This window comes from Streptomyces calvus (genome assembly GCF_006782915.1).
Lineage (GTDB): Bacteria > Actinomycetota > Actinomycetes > Streptomycetales > Streptomycetaceae > Streptomyces > Streptomyces calvus.
This window is the reverse complement of record NZ_VCNP01000014.1, coordinates 1-20,604: the sequence shown is the minus strand read 5'-3', so window position 1 is coordinate 20,604 and position 20,604 is coordinate 1. Positions and strand designations below refer to the sequence as shown.

Genomic DNA, 20,604 nt, shown 5'->3' with positions numbered 1-20,604 from the left:
CTCGATCGGCCCTGGTCCGGGGGTGGTTGGGGCGTTCTGTCACGGGTGTCGGCGATGTTGCCGAGGCGTCTGCGCCGACCCTTGACAGAGCCATAGGTCTAGGCCAAGCTCCCCTTGCTGGTCTAAACCATTTAGAGGAAGCCGGGTCCCAGCCCGCCGAGCTGTTGCGCCGTTGTGAGGGTCACCGCCGAGGGCGTGGGTGTGCAAGGCATTCCTGAGGAGGGGTGGCGCGTGAAGCGCAAGCTGATAGCCGCGATCGGGGTCGCGGGCATGGTGTTCTCGGTCGCGGCCTGCGGCGGCGACGGCGGTGACGGCGACAAGGCCGGCGCGGACGGATACGCCGGCGAGACGCTCACCGTCTGGGTGATGGACGGCTCCTCGCCGGACCAGTGGCAGAAGGACCTCGCCGCCGAGTTCGAGAAGAAGACCAAGGCGAAGGTCGAGTTCGAGGTCCAGCAGTGGAACGGCATCCAGCAGAAGCTGACCACCGCCCTGTCCGAGGAGAACCCGCCGGACGTCTTCGAGATCGGCAACACCCAGACCCCCGCCTACGCCAAGACCGGCGGCCTCGCCGACCTCGCCGACCTCAAGTCGGAGATCGGCGCCGAGTGGACCGAGTCCCTCAACGCCTCGTCCATCTACGACGGCAAGCAGTACGCGGCGCCCTGGTACTTCGCCAACCGCGTCGTCCTCTACAACAAGAAGGTCTGGGCGGACGCCGGCCTCAAGGACACCCCCAAGACCCGCGACGAGTTCTACGACGCCCTGAAGACCATCGGTGAGAAGACCGACGCCGAGCCGATCTACCTGCCCGGGCAGAACTGGTACCACTTCGTCGGCCTGGTGATCGGCGAGGGTGCCGAACTGGTCAAGAAGGACGGCGACACGTACGTCTCCAACCTCGACGACCCGAAGGTCGCCGCCGCCATGGAGACGTACAAGAAGTTCCAGTCCCTCTCGAAGGCGCCCAAGGACAAGGACGAGGCCACCCCGCAGCAGGGCGAGGTCTTCGCCAAGGGCGACGTCGGCGCCTTCATCGGCATGGGCTGGGAAGCCGGCATCGCCATCAAGGCCAACCCGGGGATCGAGAAGGAGATCGGCTACTTCACCATCCCCGGCGCCACCGCCGACAAGCCCGAGGGCGTCTTCCTCGGCGGCTCGAACCTCGCCGTCGCCGCGGGCAGCCAGAAGCAGGAGCTCGCCAAGGAGTTCCTGAAGCTCGCCCTCTCCGACACGTTCGAGGGCCGGTTGGCCAAGCTCAACGGCGTCATCCCGAACAAGGAGTCGCTGCAGAGCAACCTCAAGGGCAACGCCCCGGCCGAGGCCGCAGCGCCGGCCGCCGCCGTCGGCGGCACCACCCCGCTGATCCCGGAGTGGGCCGCGGTCGAGAACGCGCCCAACCCGATCAAGACGTACATGACCGCCGTGCTGAACGGCAAGTCACCGGCCGAGGCCGCGAAGCAGGTCGAGGGCGAGTTCAACAAGCGCCTGGCGCAGCAGCAGTAGAAGCGCACGCGCTCCGACCGGAGCGGGGGCCGGCCAGTAACGGACGGCCCCCGCCCCGCGCCGGGTACGCCGAGAAGAGAGATCGCGAGCATGACCGTGCAGACCGAACGGCCGCCCTCCGGCCCGGCGGACGTCCGCAAGGCGGACGACGGGGGACCCGGCAGGCCGACACCGCGAGCCGCGTCGCGCGCCGGCGCGCTCGCCCCGTACCTGTTGCTGCTGCCCGCCTGCGCGGCCACCGTGCTGCTGCTCGGCTGGCCGCTGCTGAAGGACGTGCTGCTGTCGTTCCAGAACCTCAACATGGCGCAGCTGATCCAGCACGTCACCGAGTGGAACGGCGTCGACAACTACCGGGAGGTCCTCACCGGCGAGGACTTCTGGCGGGTCACCCTGCGCTCCATCCTGTTCACGGCGGCCAACGTCGTCCTGATCATGGTGCTGGGCACGCTGGTCGGCCTGCTGCTCGCCCGCCTCGGCAAGCGGATGCGGTTCACGCTGCTGCTCGGCCTGGTGCTGGCCTGGGCCATGCCCGTGGTGGCCGCGACCACCGTCTACCAGTGGCTGTTCGCGCAGCGCTTCGGCGTCGTCAACTGGGTCCTGGACAAGCTCGGCTGGCACTCCATGGCCGACTACAGCTGGACCAGCAGCCAGATGTCGACGTTCTTCGTCGTCACCCTGCTGATCGTGTGGATGTCCATCCCGTTCGTCGCGATCAACCTCTACGCCGCGACCACCACCATCCCGAACGAGCTGTACGAGGCCGCCGCCCTCGACGGCGCCGGCGGCTGGCGCAGCTTCACCACCGTCACCCTGCCGTTCCTGCGGCCCTTCCTCTACGCCACGACGTTCCTGGAGATCATCTGGGTCTTCAAGGCGTTCGTGCAGGTCTTCACCTTCAACGGCGGCGGCCCCGACCGGCTCACCGAGATCCTGCCCGTGTACGCCTACGTCGAGGGCGTCGGCAACCAGCACTACGGCATGGGCGCGGCGATCGCCGTGCTGACGATCCTGATCCTGCTCGGCCTGACCGCCTACTACCTCAGGATCGTCCTCAAGCAGGAGAACGAAGAGGAGGCCGGGCTGTGAAGCGCTCGCTCTATTCCCGGATCTGGCCCAACGCCACGGCCGTCGTCCTGTTCATCGGCTTCGTCTTCCCCGTGTACTGGATGTTCGCCACGGCGCTGAAACCGACCGGCGACATCATCTCCGAGGACCCGGTCTGGTTCCCGACCGACGTCACCTTCGAACACTTCGAAACCGCCACCGGTGTCGACCACTTCTGGACGTACGTCACCAACTCGCTGACCGTCACCGTCCTGGCCGTCGTCTTCTCGCTGGTCATCGCGCTGGCCGGGTCCTTCGCGCTGGCACGGATGCGGTTCCGGGGGCGGCGCGGCTTCGTCGTCGGCTTCATGCTGGCCCAGATGGCGCCCTGGGAAGTCATGATCATCGCAATGTACATGATCGTGCGGGACGCGTCGATGCTGAACAGCCTCGTGCCGCTGACGCTCTTCTACATGATGATGATCCTCCCCTTCACCATCCTCACGCTGCGCGGCTTCGTCGCCGCCGTGCCGAAGGAACTGGAGGAGTCCGCGATGGTCGACGGCTGCACCCGCGCCCAGGCCTTCCGCCGGGTCATCCTGCCGCTGCTCGCGCCCGGACTGATGTCCACCTCGCTGTTCGGCTTCATCACCGCCTGGAACGAGTTCGCCCTGGTCCTGGTGCTCAACAAGGACGCCGAGGCGCAGACCCTGCCGCTGTGGCTGTCCGGCTTCCAGACCCAGTTCGGCAACGACTGGGGCGCCACCATGGCCGCCTCGTCGCTGTTCGCCGTCCCGATCCTGATCCTCTTCGTCTACCTGCAGCGCAAGGCCGTCAGCGGCCTCACCGCGGGCGCCGTGAAGGGATAACGCCACCCGATGACGACATTCACCACCGGCACCGACACCCTCACCCGGGACGCGCTCGCCGTACTGCAGCCGGGCTTCGCCGGCACCACCGCGCCCGACTGGGTGCGCCGCCGGCTCGGCGAGGGCCTCGCCTCCGTCGCCCTGTTCGGCCGCAACGTCGCCACCGCCGAGCAGGTCACCGCCCTCACCGCGCAGTTGCGGGCCGAGCGGGACGACCTGCTGGTGGCCATCGACGAGGAGAGCGGCGACGTCACCCGCCTGGAGGTCCGCACCGGCTCCTCCTTCCCCGGCAGCCACGCCCTCGGCGCCGTCGACGACACCGACCTGACCCGGCGCGTCGCGCGCGAACTGGGCCGCCGGCTCGCCGCGTGCGGCGTCAACTTCAACTGGGCGCCGTCCGCCGACGTCAACGCCAACCCCGACAACCCGGTGATCGGCGTGCGCTCGTTCGGCGGCGACACCGGCCTGGTGGCCCGGCACACCGCCGCCTACGTCGAGGGACTGCAGTCGACCGGGGTCGCCGCCTGCACCAAGCACTTCCCCGGCCACGGCGACACCAGCGTCGACTCGCACCACGCCATCCCGCACATCGACCTCGACACCACCACGCTGCACGAGCGTGAACTCCGGCCGTTCCGGGCGGCGATCGCGGCCGGCACCCGTGCAGTGATGAGCGCGCACATCCGGGTGCCGGTGCTCGACCCGGACCGCCCGGCCACCCTGTCCCGCCGCATCCTCACCGACCTGCTGCGCGGCGAACTCGGCTACGACGGCCTGATCGTCACCGACGGCATGGAGATGCGCGCCATCTCCGGCACCTACGGCCTCGAACACGGCGTCGTCCTCGCCATCGCCGCCGGCGCCGACGCGATCTGCGTGGGCGGCGGACTGTGCGACGAGGACACCGTGCAGCGGCTGCAGGACGCGCTGGTCGGAGCCGTCCGCTCCGGCGAACTGTCCGAGGAGCGGCTCGCCGACGCCGCCGCCCGGGTGCGCGCCCTGGCCGAGTGGACCGCGGGCGTACGGCGGTCCCCGGACGCGGCGGCCGGCCCCGAACCCGAGGTCGGCCTCACCGCCGCCCGCCGCGCGGTCACCGTCACCCGCACCGCCCCGGCCCCGCCCGTCACCGGAGCGGTGTACGTGGCGACCTTCACCCCGGAGGCCAACATCGCCGTCGGCGACGAGACGCCGTGGGGTGTCGGCGCCGAGCTGGAGCGGCTGCTGCCGGGCACCGCCACCGGCGTCTTCACCGGCCCCGACGCCGGTGACCGGGCGCTGCGGGCGGCGGCCGGCCGGCGCGTGGTCGCCGTGGTCCGCGACGAGCACCGGCACCCGTGGATGCGCACCGCCCTGGACACGCTGCTCGCCGCCGACGCGGGCACCGTGGTCGTGGAGATGGGCGTGCCGCAGGCCGACCCGCGCGGCGCGCTGCACATCGCCACGCACGGTGCGGCCCGCGTCTGCGGTGTGGCCGCCGCGGAGGCGGTCGTCGCCGGCTGAGTCCGCGCGGGCGGCCGGCGGCCGGCGGCCCGTACCGGTCACCGCCGGCTCGTACCGGTCGCGCCGCCGGCTCGTACCGGTCGCGCCGCTGGCCCGTGCCGGTCGCGCCGCTGGCCCGTGCCGGTCGCGCCGGCGGCCCGTACCGGTCGCGCCGCCGGGCCGTCACGGTCGCGCCGCCGGCCCGTCACGGGTGGAGCGTGCGCCCCTCGGCGAGCATGGCGACGAACTTCTCGATACGGGCCGCCCGGGTCTGCGGCCGTTTGGCCTCCTCGACCCGGTGCAGGATCGCGTACCGGTTGCGGCCGTCGAGGGCGGCGAAGGCATCACGGGCCGCGGGCACCGCGTCCAGCGCGGCCCGCAGGTCGTCCGGGACGGTCGCCGTGCTCGGACTCGCGTACGCCGCGTCCCAGCGGCCGTCCGCCCGGGCCCGCTCCACCTCGCGCAGGCCGGACGGCCGCATCCGGCCCCGCTCGATGAGGTCGAGGGCCTTGCTCCGGTTGACCGCCGACCACCTGCTGCGCGGCCGGCGCGGAGTGAACCGCTGGAGCCAGTGGGTGTCGTCCAGCTTCTTCTTGTGCCCGTCGATCCAGCCGAAGCACAGCGCGGACTCCAGCGCGGTGGCGTAGTCGACACCGGTGAGCCCCGAGCCCTTCCGCGGGATCCTCAGCCAGATCCCCGCCACGTCGTCGTGGTGTTCCTCCAGCCACGCCTCCCAGTCGCCCTGTGTGTCGAAAGCGAGTACGGGTTCGTCCACTCCACCGGCCATGGCCCCATGCAAGCGGACGCGTTCGCCGCCGGTCAACGTCGGCGGCGAAGGGCCCGCCGCCGGGCCGTCCGAGATGGCGGAGCGTGTCGTTGTTGGGCCGAACGGGTGACCATGGGTAAGAATTGCCCGATGCACACAGCCAGTACGACGAGGGGGAGCATGCCGGTGAGCAGGCACGATGTCACCGACGAACAGTGGGAGGGGCTCGCCCAGGTCGTCCCGTTGCGGGGCCGTGACGCCTGGCCGTCCGCGGTCGGCCACCGCACCATTCCCGAGGCCGAGACCGAGGCCCGCCGCCGCTTCGTCGTCCTGCGGGTGAACGTGTTCGCGGACGCCCGCGACGTCGCCGAGACCCTGATGTCCGGGATACCGGTCCTGCTGGACCTGACCGGCGCGGAGGGCGAGGTCGCCAAGCGCGTCCTGGACTTCAGCACCGGTGTCGTCTTCGGCCTGGCCAGCGGCATGCACCGGGTCGACCGCAACGTCTTCCTCCTGACCCCGGCCGGCACCGAGGTCACCGGTCTGATGGAGGGCGTCGGCGTCCCCGGTGCCTGAGACGACCGAAACGCCTGAAGTCCGTCGAGCGAGTACGGGAGTCCGGCGAGGGGTTGACGGCCGGGCGCCCGGACAGGGACCGGTTGCCGGAAGCTGAAAAGGCGGGCCGGGGCCGGGAGTCCGGTGGGGGCGTGAACGGTCGCGGTGCCCGCGTCGCCCGATCGTAGGAAGGCCCGACGAGCGGAACGGTTCGCCGCCGTACCGACCCCTTAGCGTCCCGCACATGACTGCGCCCTCGCCGCCCCGCCCGGACACGCCCCCGTCCCCCGGAACCCCGGCCCCGGGCGGACGGCCCGGGCGGCCGCGGATCACCGAGCTGCTGCTGTCGGCGTTCGCCGGCCACCGGGGCGTCACCCTCCCGCTCGCGCCGCTCACCCTGCTCGCCGGCCCCAGCGGCAGCGGCAAGACCAGCGCCCTGCGGGCGTACGAGGCACTGGCCCGGCTCGGCGGCGGCGCCGAACTGGCGGAGACGTTCCCCGAACCCGCCGCCTGCGTGCCGGAACGGGCCCGCGCCGACGCCCAGCACCGCCGCGGCTTCCGCCTCGGCTGCACCGCCGACGGCCCGGCCGGACCGGTACGCCTGGAGGTCGCCGTCCAGGCCGAACCCGAGCTGCGGATTGTGGGGGAGCGGCTGACGGCGAACGGGCTGGTCCTGCTGGAGACCGCGCTGCGCGACCCGCGGCGCCGCACCGTGCAGGCCGCCTGGCACACGGCCGGCGGCACCCCGGTGACCCGCGGCCCGCTGCCCGACGACCGGCTCGGCACCGCCCTGCTGCCGCTGCGCGTCGCCGGCCGGACCCCCGGGCAGCGCAGGGTCCTCGCCGCCGCCGAACAGATGGTGGTGGCCCTGCGCTCCGCCTTCTCCTGCGACCCGCGCCCCGAGCGCATGCGCGACCCGGTGCCGGCCGGCACCGGACGGCTGCTCGGCGGCTGCGACAACCTCGCCGACGTGCTGTGGCGCACCCGCGTCGAGTGCGGGCGCCGGCACGCGCTCCTCGTGGACGCGGTGCGCGCCGGATGCGCCGGGCCCGTCGCCGACCTGTTCGCCGAGCCGTACGGCAGCGGAATGGTCCGCGCCCTGCTCGACCGGGGCGACGGCACCCGCACCGAACTGCGCCGCCTCGGCGACGGCGAACTGCGCTACGCCGCCCTGGCGCTGGTGCTGCTCACCGGGCCCGGCGTCCTGGAGGTCGACGAGCCCGGCGAGGTCCCCGACGCGCTGCGCACCCTCACCGTGCTCGCCGACGGACTGGACCGCGCCCTGGACCCGGACCAGCGCACCCGGCTGCTGCACCTGGCGGCGCGCATGTGCGAACGCGGGCACATCCGCCTGATCGGCGCGGTGAGCGACGCCTCCTGGGCCGCGGCCGTGACCGGAGCGACGGTGGTACACCTGGACCGTGACTGATCCCCACGACGAGCACCCGCGCGACACTCCGGGCCTCGCTCAACTCCAGCGCCGCCTCGCCGACTTCGCCGCCGCGCGGAACTGGCAGCCGTACCACACCCCGAAGAACCTCGCCTCCGCGCTCGGCGTGGAGGCCGCCGAACTGCTGGAGATCTTCCAGTGGCTGACGCCGGAGGAGTCCGCCCGCGTCATGGACGACCCGGACACCGCGCACCGGGTCGCCGACGAGGTCGCCGACGTCCTCGCCTACCTCCTCCAGCTGTGCGAGGTCCTCGGTGTCGATCCGCTCGCCGCGCTGGCCGCCAAGATCGACCGCAACGAGCACAGGTTTCCGGTCGGGAAGCCGTCCGGGAGGTAGGAACGCTCCGTTGACGAGAAACCGCTCCACCGGTGGGGAGCCGCTCCACCGGTGAGAAGCCGTTCTACGCGTGGGGAACCGCCTCAAGTGGGGAGCCGAGCACTCCGATTTCACTCTCCGTATATGATGCGTGGGCCTTGTTCGAATTGTTGTCCGCAATTTTCCGTCTTCCTCTGGCTTTTTGTCTCACTCACCCTCACTCTGGGTAGTGAACAAGGGAGTTCAACGGATGGGGACGCGTGGGCAGCGCGTCGGACAGACGGGGGCAGCGCATGGACGCTGTGCGGCTCATCGTGACGAGCAGGCGGGCTCTGGCCGCGAGCGGCGGCGCGCCGGAGCAGCTGACCGAGGTGTGGCAGGCGCAGGCCCTGGCACAGGCGATAGGGAGCCGCCTGGCGGTCGCCGGACCACCGGAACTGCGCGGCGAGGCCCTGGGCCTGACCGAACTGGCGGGCCGCGGCTGCGGGGTCCTGGACACCCCGGAGTTCGGCCCGGGAGAACTGCGCGCGGCCCAGCTCACCGAGCTGGGCGAGGCCCGCCAGTCCCTGATGTACCTCGGCGGTCTGCTCGGCGAGGTCGGCATCGCCCTGGTCGCCATCGCCAGCGCCGCCGACGAGGAGTCGACGTACTGGCAGTGCATGGAGGCCATCGACGCGGCCGACGAGTCCCGCGACCGCGTCCTGGAGATGCTCCGCAAACTGGCCGCCCGCGAGGAGGCCCTACCGGAGCGGGAGGCCGGCTGAACACCGCCCCGGCGTCCCGCACCTCCGGCGTCCCGCACCTCCGGGGTCCCGCACCTCCGGTGTCCGGCACCTCCGGCGTCCGGCACCTTTGGTCTCCGGCACCTGCGGCTCCCGCGCCCCGGGTTCCTCGCTCCCCGGGTTCCCCGAGCCTCCGGCTCCCCGCCCCCCGGGTCTCCCGCCCTCGGGTCTCCCGCTCCCCGGTGACCCGCCCCCCGGTCTCCCGCGCCTCCGGCCTCCGCGCTCCGGCTCCCGCGCCTCCGGCCTCCGCGCTCCGGCTCCCGCGCCTCCGGCCGTCCGCGCCCCGGGTTCCCCGCGTTTGCGGCTCCCGCCCCCGGTTACCCGCCTCCCGGCTTCCGCGTCTCCGGCCGTCCGCGCTCCGGCCTCCGCGCCTCCGGCCGTCCGCGCCCCGGGTTCCCCGCGTTTCCGGCTCCCGCCCCCGGTTACCCGCCCCCCGGCTTCCGCGTCTCCGGCTGTCCGCGCTCCGGCTTCCGGGCCTTCGGCCTTCCGTGCTCCGGCTTCCGGGCCTTCGGCCTTCCGTGCTCCGGCTTCCGGGCCTTCGGCCTTCTGTGCCCCGGCTTCCGGGCCTTCGGCCTTCTGTACCCCGGCTCCCGGGCCTTCGGCCTTCCGTGCCCCGGCTCCCGGGCCTTCGGCCTTCCGTGCCCCGGCTCCCGTGCCTTCGGCCGTCCGCGCTCCGGCTCCCGCGCCTCCGGCCGTCCGCGCCCCCGGCTCAGTGGCCCGCGTACGAGCCCCCGGCTCAGCGACCCGCGTGCACGCTCCCGGCTCAGTGGCCCTCGTACCCGTCCCCACCGCCGGAGGCCCCGAAGGTCCCGGCGGCCCCGGCGGCTCCGGAGGTCCCGGCGCCGCCGGCCCGTCCCTGTCCCGCCGCGTGCAGATCCGCGTCCAGTGCCGACAGGTCCGCGTTCAGCGCCGCCATCAGCTCCTCCATCTGCTGCAACAGCCCCTTCGGCGGCCCGTCGGCCGGCCCGCCCTGCTGCGGCACGCTCTCTTCGGACATGACGGCCTCCTCGGCCCGTGGCCCCGAGGGGCCGACACGGTGGCGCCCCGGCGCACACGCCGGCGCGGGCGCCGGGCACTCCGGCTCCGCCCGAGCCAACGATCATCACCGTGACCGGTCACTGGCCCGCTCCCACCGCACTGCCGGACGCCGCCCGATTTCACCCGACCGTGGCCCGGGGCGCGCCGCACGGCCCGGCGAGGGCACCCGCCCCGCAACGTGCAGGATGGAGTCATGGATCTTCGCATCTTCACCGAGCCCCAGCAGGGCGCCACCTACGACACCTTGCTCACCGTCGCCAAGGCCACCGAGGACCTCGGCTTCGACGCCTTCTTCCGTTCCGACCACTACCTCGCGATGGGCTCCGCGGACGGCCTGCCCGGCCCCACCGACGCCTGGATCACCCTCGCCGGGCTCGCCCGCGAGACCAAGCGCATCCGGCTCGGCACCCTGATGACCGCCGGCACCTTCCGCCTGCCCGGCGTCCTCGCCATCCAGGTCGCTCAGGTCGACCAGATGTCCGGCGGGCGCATCGAACTCGGCCTCGGCGCGGGCTGGTTCGAGGAGGAGCACAAGGCGTACGGCATCCCCTTCCCGAAGGAGAAGTTCGCCCGCCTCGAGGAGCAGCTGGAGATCGTCACCGGCCTGTGGGCCACGGAGACCGGCAAGACCTTCGACTACCACGGCACCTACTACGACCTCACCAGGTCACCCGCCCTGCCCAAGCCGGCCCAGTCCAGGGTCCCGGTGCTCATCGGAGGCCACGGCGCCACCCGCACCCCGCGGCTGGCCGCCCGGTTCGCCGACGAGTTCAACATGCCGTTCGCCTCCGTCGAGGACACCGCGCGGCAGTTCGGCCGGGTCCGTGCCGCCGCCCAGGAGGCCGGCCGCGACCCGGGCGACCTCGTCTACTCCAACGCCCTCGTCGTCTGCGTCGGCAAGGACGACCAGGAGGTCGCCCGCCGCGCCGCCGCGATCGGCCGCGAGGTGCCCGAACTGAAGGCCAACGGCCTGGCGGGCTCACCGGCCGAGGTCGTCGACAAGATCGGCCGCTACGCCGAGACCGGCTCCCGCCGTATCTACCTCCAGGTCCTCGACCTGTCGGACCTCGACCACCTGGAGCTGATCTCCTCCCAGGTCCAGTCCCAGCTGTCGTAGCGCCCGCACGCCGCCGCAGGGCGGCACCCGGCGCGGCCCCGCCCCGCCCCGAGCGGGACCGCCTCCCACCAGAGCGGTCCCGCTCCGCGCACCCGCGCCCGGAAATTCCCGAAACACCCCGGCCCCTTCCCGGTACGTTGACCGGACGCGCCGGAGAACCGGCGTGTACCCGCAGTTCAGAAGGTGTTTCGAGGTGTAACCACCGTGTTCCTGACGATCAGTACCACCGGCACCGACCGGCGCCCCGCGACCGACCTCGGTTTCCTGCTGCACAAGCATCCCGACAAGGCGCAGGCGTTCTCCACCTCCTACGGCACGGCGCACGTCCTCTACCCCGAGGCAACCGCCGAGCGCTGCACGGCGGCGCTGCTGCTGGAGGTGGACACGGTGGCACTGGTCCGGCGCGGCAAGGGCAAGGGCCGCGGCGGCGCCCCCGACGCGGCCCTCGCGCAGTACGTCAACGACCGCCCGTACGCGGCGTCCTCCCTCCTCGCCGTCGCGCTGAGCAGCGTCTTCTCCAGCGCCCTGCACGGCGTCTGCCGGGCCCGCCCGGAACTGCCGCGGCAGCCGCGCCCGTTGCGCATCGAGGTGCCCGCGCTGCCCGCCCGCGGCGGCCCCGCCCTCGTCTCCCGGCTCTTCGAGCCGCTCGGCTGGACCGTCACCGCCGACCCCGTCGCCCTCGACACCGAGTTCCCCGCGTGGGGCGACTCGCGGTACGTGCGCCTGGTCCTGGAGGCCGGCACGCTCACCCTCGCCGAGGCCCTGCGCCACCTCTACGTGCTGCTCCCCGTCCTCGACGACGCCAAGCACTACTGGGTCTCCTCCGACGAGGTCGACAAGCTGCTGCGGGCCGGCGAGGGCTGGCTGCCCGGCCACCCGGAACAGAAGCTGATCACCAGCCGTTACCTGTCCCGCCGCTGGTCGCTGACCCGACGGGCGACGGAACGACTGGAACTGGTCCGGCTGGCCGAGGCGGACGACACCGACGTCGAACAGCTCGACAACGCCGTCGAGGCGGAGACCGAGGCCGAGGAGAGGCCCGCGCCGCTCGCCGTGCAGCGCCGCGACGCGATCCTCGCCGAGCTGCGCGCGTCCGGTGCCGCCCGGGTGCTGGACCTCGGCTGCGGCCAGGGCCAGTTGGTGCAGGAACTGCTGCGGGACCCGTCGTTCACCGAGATCGTCGGCGTCGACGTGTCGATGCGGGCGCTCACCATCGCCTCCCGGCGGCTGCGGCTGGACCGCATGGGGGAGCGGCAGGCGGCCCGCGTGAAGCTCCTCCAGGGCTCCCTCGCGTACTCCGACAAGCGGCTCAAGGGGTACGACGCCGCCGTGCTCAGCGAGGTGATCGAACACCTCGACCTCCCGCGGCTGCCCGCCCTGGAGTACGCGGTGTTCGACGTGGCACGCCCCCGCACCGTCCTCGTCACCACCCCGAACGTCGAGTACAACGTGCGCTGGGAGAGCCTCCCGGCCGGTCACGTCCGGCACGGCGACCACCGCTTCGAGTGGACCCGCGAGGAGTTCCGCGCCTGGGCCGGGAAGGTCGCCGCACGCCACGGCTACGGCGTGGACTTCCGGCCCGTCGGCCCCGACGACCCGGAGGTCGGTCCGCCCACCCAGATGGCCGTGTTCACCGCCCACCCCGTGAAGGAGGCGAAAGCCGCATGACCACCACCACCGACACCCCGACGCCGCAGGGCCGCGTCCTGCCCGTCACCGACCTGTCCCTCGTGGTGCTCGTCGGCGCCTCCGGCTCCGGCAAGTCCACCTTCGCGCGGCGCCACTTCACGCCCACCGAGGTCATCTCCTCCGACTTCTGCCGCGGCCTGGTCGCCGACGACGAGAACGACCAGAGCGCCTCCCGCGACGCCTTCGACGTGCTGCACTACATCGCCGGCAAGCGCCTGGCCGCCGGCCGCCGCACCGTCGTCGACGCCACCAGCGTCCAGCGGGACGCCCGCCGCCAACTGATCGACCTGGCCAGGCGGTACGACGTGCTGCCCATAGCCATCGTGCTCGACGTGCCCGAGGAGGTGTGCGCCGAGCGCAACGCCGCCCGCCCCGACCGCGCCGACCTGCCCCGCCGCGTCGTCCGGCGCCACACCCGCGAACTGCGCGCCTCCCTGCGCCACCTGGAACGCGAGGGCTTCCGCAAGGTGCACGTGCTGCGCGGCGTCGAGGAGGTGGAGCGCGCCACCGTCGTCACCGAGAAGCGGTTCAACGACCTCACCCACCTCACCGGCCCGTTCGACATCGTCGGCGACGTCCACGGCTGCTCCGCCGAACTCGAGGCGCTGCTGACGAAGCTCGGCTACGCCGACGGCGTCCACCCGGAGGGCCGCACCGCCGTCTTCGTCGGCGACCTCGTCGACCGCGGCCCGGACAGCCCCGGCGTGCTGCGGCGTGTGATGGCCATGGTCAAGTCGGGCAACGCGCTGTGCGTGCCCGGCAACCACGAGAACAAGTTCGGCCGCTACCTCAGGGGCCGCCAGGTGCAGCACACCCACGGACTCGCCGAGACCGTCGAGCAGATGGCGGGCGAGAGCGAGGAGTTCCGCGCCGAGGTACGGGAGTTCGTCGACGGCCTGGTCAGCCACTACGTCCTCGACGGCGGCAGGCTCGTGGTCTGCCACGCCGGCCTGCCGGAGAAGTACCACGGCCGCACCTCCGGCCGGGTCCGCAGCCACGCCCTGTACGGCGACACCACCGGCGAGACCGACGAGTTCGGCCTGCCCGTGCGCTACCCGTGGGCCGAGGACTACCGCGGCCGGGCGGCCGTCGTCTACGGCCACACGCCCGTCCCCGAGGCGACCTGGCTCAACAACACCATCTGCCTGGACACCGGCGCCGTCTTCGGCGGCAAGCTCACCGCGCTGCGCTGGCCGGAGCGCGAACTGGTCGACGTACCGGCCCGGAAGGTCTGGTACGAGCCGGTCCGGCCGCTGCGCACCGAGGCGCCCGGCGGCCAGGACGGGCGCCCGCTGGACCTCGCCGACGTGCACGGCCGCCGCGTCGTCGAGACCCGGCACGCCGGACGGGTGTCGGTCCGCGAGGAGAACGCGGCGGCGGCACTGGAGGTCATGAGCCGCTTCGCGATCGACCCGCGCCTGCTGCCGTACCTCCCGCCGACCATGGCACCCACGGCCACCTCACGCCTCGACGGCTACCTGGAACACCCGGTGGAGGCCTTCGAGGAGTACCGGCAGGACGGCGTCGCCCGGGTCGTGTGCGAGGAGAAGCACATGGGCTCCCGCGCGGTCGCCCTGGTCTGCCGCGACGCCGACGCCGCCACCCGGCGGTTCGGCGTCGAGGGCCCGACCGGCTCGCTCTGCACCCGCACCGGCCGCCCGTTCTTCGACGACGACGCCCTCACCGAGGAGATCCTCGGCCGGCTGCGCACCGCCGTGGGCGAGGCCGGCCTGTGGGACCGGCTGGAGACCGACTGGCTCCTGCTGGACGCCGAGCTGATGCCGTGGTCGCTGAAGGCGTCCGGACTGCTGCGCTCCCAGTACGCCGCGGTCGGCGCCGCCTCCGGCGCGGTCCTCCCGGACGTGCTGGCCGCCCTGGACGGCGCCGCCGCCCGCGGTGTCGAGGTGCGCGACCTGCTGGACCGGCAGCGCGAACGCGCCGACGCCGCCGCGGCGTTCACCCGCGCCTACCGCCGCTACTGCTGGACCACCGACGGCCTCGACGGCGTCCGCCTGGCACCGTTCCAGATCCTCGCCGTGCAGGGCCGCAGCCTGGCCGGCCTGCCGCACGACGAGCAACTCGCCCTGCTCGACCGCCTCGTCGCACACGACGCCACCGGCCTGCTCCGGACCACCCGCCGCCTGTACGTCGACACCGCCGACCCCGAGTCGGTCCGGGCCGGCGTCGACTGGTGGCTGGAGATGACCGGCCGCGGCGGCGAGGGCATGGTCGTCAAACCGGTCGGCGCCCTGGTGCGCGGGGAGACGGGCCGCCCGGTGCAGCCCGGCATCAAGGTCCGCGGCCGCGAGTACCTGCGGATCGTCTACGGCCCCGAGTACACCCGCCCGGAGAACCTGACCCGGCTGCGCGACCGCCACCTCCACCACAAGCGGTCGCTGGCGATCCGCGAGTACGCCCTCGGCCTGGAGGCCCTGGACCGCCTCGCCGGCGGCGAGCCCCTGTGGCGGGTCCACGAGCCGGTCTTCGCCGTACTGGCGCTGGAGTCGGAGCCGGTGGACCCGCGGCTGTGACCCGCGGGCGCCGCACCGCGTGATTCCGGCCGGGCCCGTCCCCCGTGCGGGCGGTCCTGGCCGGACCTCGCGGTGACTACCTCATTCGTCCCTGGTTAACCGCTGGTTGCCGTGCTAACTTCGCTGATCTGTCAGGCAGACGTACCGGCTCAGGGGGAAAGTCGGTGGGAACAGACACAGCGCTCGGCGACCCCGAGCGTGCGCGCGGCACCCGGGTCCTCTTACGGCTGACCAACGCCCTGTGCGAACTCGGCTGCATGGAGGACGCGCAGGGCCGGCTGCACTTCGCGATGGTGCTCGGCGACCTGCTGGGCGCTCAGGTCGACCTCCGGGGCGTCAAGCAGCGCGAGGACGTGGTCCTCATGGTGCGTGCCGCGCTGAGCGCGGCGGACGGCGAACGCGTACTGGTCGAAGTGGTCCGCATCCTCGAGGGCGACCTGGCGGGCGACGAACTCGACCGCATGCTCGACGAACTGCTCGGCGCCCCGCACGCGGGACAGTCCGCGCCCGACCTCCTGGCCGGTCCCGCCGTCTCCCGCGAGGACGAACGCGCCGCCCGCGCCGTCCTCGCCCGGGGCGAGTTACCCGCCACGCGCCTGCGCGACGCACTGGTGGAACAGCTCAACGGCCTCGACCTGCCCACCGGCCTCTCACCCGACCAGCTCTTCTCGCACGTCCTCGGCTGGAACGCACAACTCGACGGACTGCCGCCCGCGGTGCTCCTCGTCGACCGGGCGGCCGCGCTGGCCGCCACCCCGGCCCACCGCGCCGCCCTGACCGGCTGGGCCGACGACTGGGCCCGCCGGGCCGGCCTCACCGCCGCCCTCGACGGACGCCGGCGGACCGTCGCCGCCGCCCCGGCCGACCCGGACATACCCTGCTGCCTCGTCATCGCCGTCGAACCGGCCCGCGACGGCACCCGCGACATCGTCGTGCGGCCCTGGCTCAACACCGTGCCCGGCCACTGGAACCCGCAGCCCGGCGAACCCGCCCACACCACCCTGGACGACCTCGGCCCCGCCGTCGAACGGGCGCTGCGGCAGGGCACCCGGCTGTGGACGGCACCGCGCGAGCCCGACCCGAGCGGACGCCGGCCCCCGCCGCCGTACATCGAGTTCGTCCTTCCGTACGACCTGCTCAACCACGACGTGGCCGGGCTGACCCACCGGATCGGGGACGGCCAGCCGCTGCCGCTCAGCCTCAAGTACGGGGTGCACCTGCGCAGCCTGGAACGCATGTACTCGGACGACACCGTGATCCGCGACCAGTGGCGGCAGCGCTGGGACACCCTGCGGGAGCACGGCGTCACCGTGCACGGCTGGCGGGAATGCGACGGGACACGTCTCGAGGCGTGGCAGGCCGGGCTCGCCGGGGAATCACGGCGCACCGCCGTGGTACTGGACGCACCCAGCGACACCAGTGCCCTCGCGGCGCTCAAGGCCGCCATCGCGGAAGGGATAGGGCTTGCGATATGGGATCGCAGGGGAGTCTTCGTCGAGGAACGACGAGAGGTGGTGACTGCCCTGTTCGCCGCCGCGCAGACCCCGGGGCGCATCCCGACGGCCGTGCACCTGCTGCGCAGGAACGCCGAGAGCAACGGCCAGGGGCCGGGCGAGCTGCTCGGCCGGCACATCGGCTTCTTCTGGGACGATCCCACCCGGCCCATTGATTTCCAGCCCACCGATCCCGGCGATCTCGCCAGCGAGGAGGCACCGGCATGAGCGCGCAGGAGCAGACGGCCCCGAACGGCTGGCGGGTGTTCCACGGCACGGGCAGGGAACCGGCCGTGGCGCCCGCGCTGCCGCAGCCGCCGCCCTGGCGCCGCTTCGGCGGCGGCCCGCCCCGCCCGGTTCCTCCCGCCGACGCCCAGGCCGCGCTGCGCCGCCTCGGCCCCGGCGAGATCACTCCCCAGCTGGGCGAGGAGGAGATCGACGTCGTCAACGCGGCCCTGCTGCTGCGGCGGCCGCTGCTGATCACCGGACCGCCCGGGGTGGGCAAGTCCACGCTCGCCTATCTGATCTCCCGTGAACTCGGCCTCGGCCGGGTGCTGGAGTGGAACATCGTCAGCCGCACCACGCTCAAGGACGGCCTGTACGCGCACGACGCGATGGGCAGGGCCCAGGCCATCGCCGCCTGGCGGGCCGGGCTGCGGCACGCCGACACCGGGGAGACGGATCCCGCGCGGCCGGAACCGGACGCCCCGCGCCCGCCGGCGGACGACGACGAGGTCACAAGCTCGTCAAGTACTCGTCAACTTCCGCCGGTGCTGGGCGACTTCATCACCCTCGGACCCCTCGGCACGGCCCTGCTGCCCTACGATCGACCCCGGGTGCTGCTTGTCGACGAGCTCGACAAGAGCGACATCGACCTGCCCAACGATCTGCTGCACGTCCTGGAGAATGGAAGCTATGACGTCCCGGAACTGGTGCGCGACGCCGCGGACACGGCCCGCGTCCACACCAGCGACCCCGGGAGCCAGGCCGAGGTCCGCGACGGGCGGGTCGAGTGCCGGGAGTTCCCGGTCGTGGTGATCACCAGTAACGGAGAACGTGAGTTTCCGGCCGCGTTCCGGCGCCGCTGCCTGCCCCTGGAGATGCGCACGCCCACCCGGGAGCAGCTCCTGGCCATGGTGGAGGGGCACCTGGGGGCCCGGCCGCAGGGCACGGAAGACCTGGTGGACCTGTTCGTCCAGCGCGTCCAGGCGGGCGGCACCCACTCCCTCGACCAGTTGCTCAACGCTGTCCAGATGACTACCGCGGGTGGTTTCCAGGCGGATGGTCACGGGCGTAAGCTCGTGGAAATGCTCCTACGCGACCTCGCGAAGGGCCGCTGAATGAAGGGCTATCCCAGGGAGCACGCATCCGGGCTCGGCGACGGATTCCCCGTTTCGGGGTCGTCGCCTCCTCCGGCGTTCCCCGAGTCCGTAGACCGGGCGATCGAGCGCGGAGCGACGACCCGGGACGCCCCCGAACAGCACGGGCCGCGCTGGCAGGAGATCGCCGACGCCGTGTGGCTCGCCGCGTACTGGGACCGCCACGGCGGCCCGGCCGTCACCGCGCCGCACCCGGCCCCCGACGCCGACGCCGTGCCTCCCGCCCCGCCGTCCCGCCCGTCCCCCGCGCCCGCCCCGGCGGCCGAGGACCGGCGCCCACCGGACCCGGCTCCGGCCGACGACCCCCCGGCCGTCCCCGCCGAATCCGCCGCCCCACCCGTCCCCGCTCCCGTCCCGGACCCCGCCGCCCCGGGCCCGCGCCCCGCCTCCGTCACCGCCGACCCGCCCCGGCCCACCGGCCGCGCGGCCGGCGGACCGGCGCCCGCCCCGCAGCTGTTACCCGATGTCGAGGGCCCCTACAGCGCCCGCGTCGGGCAACCGCTGCTGCCCGCCGACGACCGGCCGCGGCCGAGCCCCGCCCGGATCACCGCGCAGTTCGCCCGCGCCCTGCACCAACTCGCCCGCCGCATCCCCTCCCGTGACGCCCTGGAACTGGACGAGGAGACCACCGCCGAGCAGGGCGTCGTGGACGGCATGTGGATGCCCTTCCTGCGTCCGGCCCGCACCTCCGCCTTCCACCTCGTGCTGCTCGTCGACGACGCCCCCACCCTGCGGATCTGGGAGGACGCCGTCACGCGCCTCGCCCGGGCCGCCGAACACAGCGGCGCCTTCCGCACCGTGCGCACGGTCCGGGTGAACGTGCCCCGCGTCGGACCCGCCACCCTGAGCCGCGGCACCGGACCGGCCGGCTCCGACCCCGGCGAACTCCTCGACGGGCGCGGCGGCCGGATCTTCCTCGTCGTCACCGACGGCCTCGCCCACGGCTGGGCCGCCCCCGCCGCCGACGAACTCCTCGGCCGGCTCGCCCACGCCGGCCCCACCGCCCTCGTCCACCTGCTGCCGCCGCACATGCGCCGCCGCTCGACGCTCTACCCGTACGAGGCGCTGCTGGAGGCCGGCGGCTTCGGCGCCGCCAACGACGCGCTCACCCACTGGCCGCCGCCCGGCGGCCCCGACCCGCTGCGGCCGCTGCCGGACGGCGGCGACGGATCCGTGCCCGTGCCCGTCCTGTCGCTGAAACCCGGCTCCCTCGGCGCCTGGGCCGCACTGGTGACCGGGGAGCGCGGAGTGCGCCGCGCCCTGCCCGTCGTGCTGGCCGGCACCCTCGTCAAGGGCGCGCCCGCCCCCGGACTGCGCGCCCCGCGCTTCCCGCGCGCCGCCAAGGCCGCCGTCCGCCGCTTCTTCACGCTCGCCACCCCGGCCGCGCGCCGGCTCGCCGCCCAGCTGGCCGCCGTACCGTTCGACTTCGACCTCTTCGAGCAGCTGCGGCGGCGCACCATGCCGGAGACCCGCCCGGACCACCTGGCGGAGATCCTGATGGGCGGTCTGATCGACTGGGACGACAGCGGCGAGGGCCGCCCGGAGTTCGCCGACGGCGTCCGCGAGGAACTGCTCGCCACCACCACCCGCAGCCAACTCGCCCACACCGTCAGCGTGGTGGGCGACCTCCCGGCGGCCGGCGACCGCGGGATCGCGCTGCGCGCCGCCCTGCGCGACCCCCTGGGCGCCACGCTGCCCGACCCCTCCGAGCGCGGCTGGGTGCGCAGCGAGCTGGCGGTGATGCGGGCGCTGTCGGGGCCCTACTCCGAGCGGGCCCGGCGGATCGAGCCCCGTCTGACCGGCGCGGCGGGGGCGGGTACCGCCGAATGGGGGCATGCCGGTTCGTCCGGAGTTGCGCCCTTTGAGGTGAACCGCGCTATTGATGGGGGAGCGTCCGGCGGAGCGGGAAGCCTGCCACCGTCGAACGGTCCCGACGACCCAGGAGATCCCGTGCCAAGCCCGGTAACCGACGCCACACCACGAGAAGAAGCCCCGGAGGCAGAGCCGCTCATGAAGAGCACCACGACCGCAACGCCCGCCCTACTGGTGAACGTTCCCCTCCGGAACACCTCGTTCGTCGGCCGGCAGGCGCTGCTGAGGGCCGTGGAGGAACAACTGGGCTCCCAGGACACGGCGGCCGTGCTCCCGCACGCGCTGCACGGACTGGGCGGTGTCGGCAAGTCCCAGCTGGCGCTGGAGTACATCTACACCCACCAGCACGACTACAAGGTGATCTGCTGGATCCCCGCCGAGCGCGAAAGCCTCGTCCTGGCCGCGCTGGCCCAGCTCGCGGCCCAGCTCGGCGTCGCCCCGGCCGGGCAGGACAGCATGGGCGCCCCGGCCGCCAACACCGCCGTGCCCGCCGTGCTGGAGGCGCTGCGCACGGGCGCGCCGTACGACAACTGGCTGCTCGTCTTCGACAACGCGGAGGACGTCGAGGCGGTACGCCAGTACTTCCCGACCAACGGGCCGGGCAAGGTCATCGTCCCCTCCCGGAACCGGGCCTGGGAGCGCGTGGCCACCCCGCTGCCGGTGAACGTCTTCGACCGCGCCGAGTCCGTGGAACTGCTCCAGCGCCGCTCGCCCGACC

The 20,604-nt window shown here is 73.4% G+C and carries 16 protein-coding genes; 14 read left to right on the top strand and 2 right to left on the bottom strand.

Features of this window, described 5'->3' with window-relative positions:
* Positions 1 to 231: 231 nt before the first annotated feature.
* From FGW31_RS07265 to FGW31_RS07250, 4 genes are all read left to right on the top strand, one after another.
* The gene (locus tag FGW31_RS07265) at positions 232 to 1,506 is read left to right on the top strand and encodes an extracellular solute-binding protein (RefSeq protein WP_142192540.1); all 1,275 of its coding nucleotides are present in this window, start codon (positions 232 to 234) and stop codon (positions 1,504 to 1,506) included.
* A gap of 90 nt (positions 1,507 to 1,596) precedes the next feature.
* On the top strand, positions 1,597 to 2,592 hold the full coding sequence (locus tag FGW31_RS07260; protein ID WP_142192539.1) for a carbohydrate ABC transporter permease: 996 nt from the start codon (positions 1,597 to 1,599) through the stop codon (positions 2,590 to 2,592).
* Complete coding sequence (locus tag FGW31_RS07255; RefSeq protein ID WP_142192538.1) at positions 2,589 to 3,419, top strand: carbohydrate ABC transporter permease; 831 nt, start codon at positions 2,589 to 2,591, stop codon at positions 3,417 to 3,419. The genes FGW31_RS07260 and FGW31_RS07255 overlap by 4 nt, the downstream gene beginning before the upstream one ends.
* 9 nt (positions 3,420 to 3,428) lie before the next feature.
* On the top strand, positions 3,429 to 4,919 hold the full coding sequence (locus FGW31_RS07250) for a glycoside hydrolase family 3 protein (RefSeq protein WP_142192537.1): 1,491 nt from the start codon (positions 3,429 to 3,431) through the stop codon (positions 4,917 to 4,919).
* A 184-nt stretch (positions 4,920 to 5,103) separates the two neighbouring features.
* Here the strand turns inward: FGW31_RS07250 and FGW31_RS07245 are convergent, their stop codons facing one another.
* Entirely contained in the window at positions 5,104 to 5,685 is a 582-nt protein-coding gene (locus tag FGW31_RS07245) for a YdeI/OmpD-associated family protein (RefSeq protein ID WP_142192536.1), read from the bottom strand.
* A 159-nt stretch (positions 5,686 to 5,844) separates the two neighbouring features.
* Between FGW31_RS07245 and FGW31_RS07240 the strand changes: the two genes are divergently transcribed.
* From FGW31_RS07240 to FGW31_RS07225, 4 genes are all read left to right on the top strand, one after another.
* The gene (locus FGW31_RS07240; RefSeq protein WP_142192556.1) at positions 5,845 to 6,240 is read left to right on the top strand and encodes a cell division protein SepF; all 396 of its coding nucleotides are present in this window, start codon (positions 5,845 to 5,847) and stop codon (positions 6,238 to 6,240) included.
* 223 nt (positions 6,241 to 6,463) lie between these two features.
* Complete coding sequence (locus FGW31_RS07235) at positions 6,464 to 7,648, top strand: AAA family ATPase (RefSeq protein ID WP_142192535.1); 1,185 nt, start codon at positions 6,464 to 6,466, stop codon at positions 7,646 to 7,648.
* Positions 7,641 to 8,006, top strand: coding sequence for a nucleotide pyrophosphohydrolase (locus FGW31_RS07230; RefSeq protein ID WP_142192534.1), 366 nt, complete (start codon positions 7,641 to 7,643; stop codon positions 8,004 to 8,006). Before FGW31_RS07235 ends, FGW31_RS07230 begins: the two co-directional genes overlap by 8 nt.
* A gap of 272 nt (positions 8,007 to 8,278) precedes the next feature.
* Entirely contained in the window at positions 8,279 to 8,749 is a 471-nt protein-coding gene (locus FGW31_RS07225) for a DUF6099 family protein (RefSeq protein WP_142192533.1), read from the top strand.
* Between the two features lie 781 nt (positions 8,750 to 9,530).
* Here the strand turns inward: FGW31_RS07225 and FGW31_RS07220 are convergent.
* Entirely contained in the window at positions 9,531 to 9,764 is a 234-nt protein-coding gene (locus tag FGW31_RS07220) for a hypothetical protein (RefSeq protein WP_142192532.1), read from the bottom strand.
* Between the two features lie 234 nt (positions 9,765 to 9,998).
* Here FGW31_RS07220 and FGW31_RS07215 point away from each other — a divergent pair, with 234 nt between their 5' ends.
* From FGW31_RS07215 to FGW31_RS07190, 6 genes are all read left to right on the top strand, one after another.
* Complete coding sequence (locus tag FGW31_RS07215; protein WP_142192531.1) at positions 9,999 to 10,922, top strand: LLM class F420-dependent oxidoreductase; 924 nt, start codon at positions 9,999 to 10,001, stop codon at positions 10,920 to 10,922.
* A gap of 204 nt (positions 10,923 to 11,126) precedes the next feature.
* Positions 11,127 to 12,590: a 3' terminal RNA ribose 2'-O-methyltransferase Hen1 gene (locus FGW31_RS07210; protein ID WP_142192530.1), complete on the top strand. Its 1,464-nt coding sequence runs from the start codon at positions 11,127 to 11,129 to the stop codon at positions 12,588 to 12,590.
* On the top strand, positions 12,587 to 15,142 hold the full coding sequence (locus FGW31_RS07205) for a polynucleotide kinase-phosphatase (protein ID WP_142192529.1): 2,556 nt from the start codon (positions 12,587 to 12,589) through the stop codon (positions 15,140 to 15,142). The genes FGW31_RS07210 and FGW31_RS07205 overlap by 4 nt, the downstream gene beginning before the upstream one ends.
* A 164-nt stretch (positions 15,143 to 15,306) precedes the next feature.
* Positions 15,307 to 16,863, top strand: a complete 1,557-nt coding sequence (locus FGW31_RS07200) for a VMAP-C domain-containing protein (RefSeq protein ID WP_142192528.1) — start codon at positions 15,307 to 15,309, stop codon at positions 16,861 to 16,863.
* On the top strand, positions 16,860 to 17,975 hold the full coding sequence (locus FGW31_RS07195; RefSeq protein ID WP_142192527.1) for a MoxR family ATPase: 1,116 nt from the start codon (positions 16,860 to 16,862) through the stop codon (positions 17,973 to 17,975). The genes FGW31_RS07200 and FGW31_RS07195 overlap by 4 nt, the downstream gene beginning before the upstream one ends.
* Positions 17,976 to 20,604, top strand: a 2,629-nt coding sequence (locus FGW31_RS07190) for an SAV_2336 N-terminal domain-related protein (protein ID WP_267905340.1), incomplete at its 3' end; no start/stop codon positions are given. It abuts the gene before it with no gap.

Coding starts and splice junctions, on each gene's coding strand:
- FGW31_RS07215 (WP_142192531.1), top strand. CDS start 9,999: ATGGATCTTCGCATCTTCACCGAGCCCCAGCAGGGCGCCACCTACGAC.
- FGW31_RS07225 (WP_142192533.1), top strand. CDS start 8,279: ATGGACGCTGTGCGGCTCATCGTGACGAGCAGGCGGGCTCTGGCCGCG.
- FGW31_RS07245 (WP_142192536.1), bottom strand. CDS start 5,685: ATGGCCGGTGGAGTGGACGAACCCGTACTCGCTTTCGACACACAGGGC.
- FGW31_RS07260 (WP_142192539.1), top strand. CDS start 1,597: ATGACCGTGCAGACCGAACGGCCGCCCTCCGGCCCGGCGGACGTCCGC.
- FGW31_RS07220 (WP_142192532.1), bottom strand. CDS start 9,764: ATGTCCGAAGAGAGCGTGCCGCAGCAGGGCGGGCCGGCCGACGGGCCG.
- FGW31_RS07240 (WP_142192556.1), top strand. CDS start 5,845: ATGCCGGTGAGCAGGCACGATGTCACCGACGAACAGTGGGAGGGGCTC.
- FGW31_RS07195 (WP_142192527.1), top strand. CDS start 16,860: ATGAGCGCGCAGGAGCAGACGGCCCCGAACGGCTGGCGGGTGTTCCAC.
- FGW31_RS07235 (WP_142192535.1), top strand. CDS start 6,464: ATGACTGCGCCCTCGCCGCCCCGCCCGGACACGCCCCCGTCCCCCGGA.
- FGW31_RS07250 (WP_142192537.1), top strand. CDS start 3,429: ATGACGACATTCACCACCGGCACCGACACCCTCACCCGGGACGCGCTC.
- FGW31_RS07205 (WP_142192529.1), top strand. CDS start 12,587: ATGACCACCACCACCGACACCCCGACGCCGCAGGGCCGCGTCCTGCCC.